This is a genomic window from Bacteroidota bacterium (assembly GCA_016195025.1).
In the GTDB taxonomy this organism is placed as follows: Bacteria; Bacteroidota; Bacteroidia; order Palsa-948; family Palsa-948; genus Palsa-948.
Genome location: JACQAL010000065.1, coordinates 1 through 4,127, shown reverse-complemented (window position 1 = coordinate 4,127; position 4,127 = coordinate 1). Strand labels below are relative to the sequence as shown.

The window sequence follows — 4,127 nt, the reverse complement described above, 5'->3', positions numbered from 1 at the left end:
TAATCATAACGCAAGATAAAAAATAATGTTACATATTATATTATTTAAGAGCAATTATTTTTTAGCAGTATCTTTGCCTAATGAGAAATATCAATTGTTTTTTAATTTTTGTTCTAATGAACATTAATTCTTTTTCTCAAATAAATCTAATCTATAACGGAGATTTTGAATTATATGATACTTGTCCTGATAATACTTCTGCTCCTGGAAATTATGAGATTCAATATTGCAAAGGATGGAAATCTCCTACTTATGCCACCAGTGATTATTTTAATGCATGCGACAATCTTCCCGCATCTGGAACAGTAGGGGTTCCTCAAAATACACTCGGATTTCAATATGCTTATTCAGGAGTTGGTTATTGCGGAGCATTATGGCAAAATTATAAATACGGAGATGGTTTTTGGGTAGAATATATTCAATCAAAATTAACCGAACCTTTAAAGCAGGATTATGAGTATGAATTAAAATTTCAAGTTGTCTTAAGTGATTTATTGAATGAATATGCCCTTTGGCATTTAGGCGCTGCTTTTACACAAAATGCAATTACGCGTACAGACGCAAAACCCTTTATAGGAATATCTCCACAAATAATAAATCAGCAGTATAACTTTATTACCGATACATTGAATTGGACTGAAATCGGAGGAAAATTTTTTGCAAAAGGCGGAGAAGAATACATTACTATCGGATTCTTTTTTGACACGCTTGCATATGATACATTAAGATTTACAAACTTTCAAATCGACCCTAATAATTATGCTACTTACTATTATATAGATGGATGTAGTTTAATTGAAACCGGAAATATCTATCAATACCCCAATATTTTTACTCCTAATAATGATGGCATAAATGATTTGTTTTTTATAAATGGCTTAGAAAAAGGAGATATAGTAAAAATTTTCGACCGATGGGGAATTCCAATAGCAGAATTAAATGAACCCAAAAGCGCATGGGATGGATACACTTCCGCAGGTATAAAATGTAGTAGTGGTGTTTACTATTATATAATAGAAAAAACCAATGGCGATATTATCAAAGGATTTATTCATCTTCAATATTAACAATCAAAAATCAAATTCATGAAAACTAAAATTACTTTACTTCTTTCAGCAGTATTTTTTCTGCTGTTTGAAACAAAAATGTTCGCCCAGCAAGTGCCAACTGGTGCAGCCAATGGAACTCTTGCACCTACTCTCGCAAATTCATCTTTTTCATGGTTCAGAGGCGGAAATAACATAGCGGGAAATGGCGCTGCAAATAATGTTATGGCTACAAATTTTAATTCTCCAATTTACTGGGGTACAAATGGCAATCTCGCATCCAATACCGGAAGCGGCTTAAAAATGAAACTTAACGGCCTTTTTACTGCCGGTACGCAATATCCAATTAATGGTTATCCCACTGCTGCTTTTCCTGCACCTTCCACATCAGTAAATACTACCGGATATTTGCTTCTCAGCATAAATAATTTAGGGGTGAGCGGAAATCCGATTATGGGTACTCAAAATCAGGGAGCATTTTCGCAATTGCATCTGAATGGGGATGGAACTTTTGTTCAAGAATTTGGCTACCGCCCTTGGATGAAAACCGGTGTTACTTTTACTTCAAATAATGATTTAATGTATGTTGGACATAAGCGAAATGGTATTGGAACTGATATTACAGACGCAGTTGTTGCGTGGAGCGATAATGGTTCTGGTCCTTCCGGTCCCGATGTTTTAAAATTTGTTTTTACTGCTGGAAGTAATTCCGCTAATGTGAATCCCAAGGATCCGGTAAGTTTTGATGGCTATGAATATATGAGAATGGCCGGAAGCCCGACAATTTTAAACAGTGCAGGGGCAAATGTGGGACATATTGGAATCGGCCCGCTATTTACCAATGCAGCCGGGCCTCAGTCACGTTTACATATTCATGCGGAAGATGCATTAACAACATGGATGCAAATATCCAATGAGATAGTTGGGGTAAATGGCACAGGTCAAACCGCAACAGACGGCACGCGCTTTGGAATCCTTGATAATGGTAATGCCCTATTGTATAATCAGGAAAACAGGAATATACTTTTCTCAACAAATACTGCAACACCTGCAAATGCGGCTGCTCCTACCAATGAGCGTGTGCGCATCACCAGCACAAATACGCCCGGCACGCAAAACCCATTGAGTTTGGCTAATGCAACACGGGTTTCTATCAGCGAAAATCCTACTACGCCAGTGAATAATCCGCTTTCCTTGCTTCACATTGGTGAAAATAATATAGCAGGCGATGGAACTCGTTCATGGATGGATGTTGGAACACTCAATTACAGAGGCACCAACAATATGTATGTTGGAATGCGCCATATTTTCACAAGCCCCAACAATCCCGACAACAATGATGAAATAATTGACTGGGGAGATAATGCCTATCCGAATGTGGCTGGTCCGGAAGATATGCTGAGGTTTACCTTTACAAGTTGTACGGGATGCGGAGGAAATGCCTCCACTCCATTTGGTCGGGAAGGCGCACGAATGATTGGCGACATAAATAATGTATTTACAGGTTTTGGGGGCGATATTGATCCTACTTTCAATAACCCTTATACTGCAATAGATGTTCTTAAGAATGGTGAACCCGGAAATACAGTTGAGATAAATTCATTCTTAGGCGGAGCAGCAGGCGGCCCGCTTTTCCCGAATATATGCGGAGGCACCGGTGCCAGCGGTTTGCGATTTACCGATTTAACTTCTGCTTCATTAACTTGTCCAGCCAACAATAAAGTTCTCACAGTAAATGCATCTGGAGATGTAATTTTAGTGCCTGCTACAGGAGGCGGACTTGGAACATGCACGCCATTTGCACCCACAACCTTTGCTCCTGGCGCAAACGGTGCAATTGATTTGACTAATAATAATAATTTCTTTTTTATTGGCAATGGTGCTGGAACTGCTGTAAACAATGTTGCTATTGGAAAAACTTGTGTTGTACCTGTAGCAAAACTTGATGTCTTACAGAATTCAGGTTCTACAAATGGTTCTATTGGAATATTTGTTGAGAATAAAGATCAGCAAACCACCATTGGAAATCCACCCGTTATAGGGTTAAAAAGTTTAGTTAACGTGAGTTCGGGAACAAAATTAACAGAAAGCATTTGATAAAGAATTAAGAAAGACAAAAAAGAAAAGGACTTGAGAGTAAACATTTGAGGAAAAAAATAAACCTCAAAACTCCCAAGTCCCATGAACGAAACAAAGTTGGTAGAAATCTTCATTGACTGTGATGATTTCTACAAAGAATTTGAACAATCATTTCAACAAATGATACTGCCGCTCAGAAGCCCGCACGCAACCAGAACGCCCGGCATTTGCCATAGTGAGATGATGAGCATTGTGATTTACTATCATCTTTCAGGGATGAAATGTTTTCAGTATTACTACGAGCAAATAATTTGCAAAAGTTTGCGCAGTTATTTTCCCCAAGCCCCTTCGTACAATCGCTTTGTGGAGTTGATGCCGCGCTGTTTCTTTTTGCTGTTTGCTTTCCTTCATCGCCTTCGCAGAGGAATGGAAACCGGAATTTATTTTGCCGACTCAAAAAAGTTAGCCGTGTGCCACAATCTGCGCATCTTCTATCATCGGGTGTTCAAAGGAATTGCTCAGAGGGGGAAAACATCCACCGGATGGTTTTACGGATTGAAATTATTTTTAGTCATTAATTGCTTCGGGCAAATCATGCAGTGTACTGTTACGGCAGGCAATGTGGCGGATAACAATGAATCGCTGCTGAAAAAATTCTTCCGCCATCTCAAAGGAAAACTTTTTGGCGACAGAGGGTTTATTTCTCCCAAAGTATTTCAGCATTGTTTTTCTCAGGGATTAAAAATCATCACCGGCATCCGCAGCAACATGAAAAATAAATTGATGCTGATGGAAGAAAAACTATTGCTGAAAAAACGGGGAATGATTGAATCGGCACTCGATATTATGATGACCGTTTGTGATATTGACCATACGCGTCATCGCAGTCCCGTCAATGCAATGGTAAACCTTTTTGCAGGGTTGAATGCCTATTCTTATCTCGACAAATTGCCTTCTGTGTTTGCTAAAAAATTAAAACTAAGTTGAACCCGAACTCACGTT

The 4,127-nt window shown here is 38.7% G+C and carries 3 protein-coding genes; all 3 read left to right on the top strand.

Annotated features, from left to right (window positions below):
• Positions 1 to 116 precede the first annotated feature (116 nt).
• Positions 117 to 1,067, top strand: a complete 951-nt coding sequence (locus tag HY063_12840) for a gliding motility-associated C-terminal domain-containing protein (GenBank protein ID MBI3502670.1) — start codon at positions 117 to 119, stop codon at positions 1,065 to 1,067.
• 18 nt (positions 1,068 to 1,085) lie between these two features.
• Positions 1,086 to 3,143: a hypothetical protein gene (locus tag HY063_12835; GenBank protein ID MBI3502669.1), complete on the top strand. Its 2,058-nt coding sequence runs from the start codon at positions 1,086 to 1,088 to the stop codon at positions 3,141 to 3,143.
• An 84-nt stretch (positions 3,144 to 3,227) separates the two neighbouring features.
• A complete protein-coding gene (locus HY063_12830) occupies positions 3,228 to 4,112 on the top strand; it encodes an IS982 family transposase (GenBank protein ID MBI3502668.1) in 885 nt (294 codons plus the stop codon).
• Positions 4,113 to 4,127: the final 15 nt, after the last annotated feature.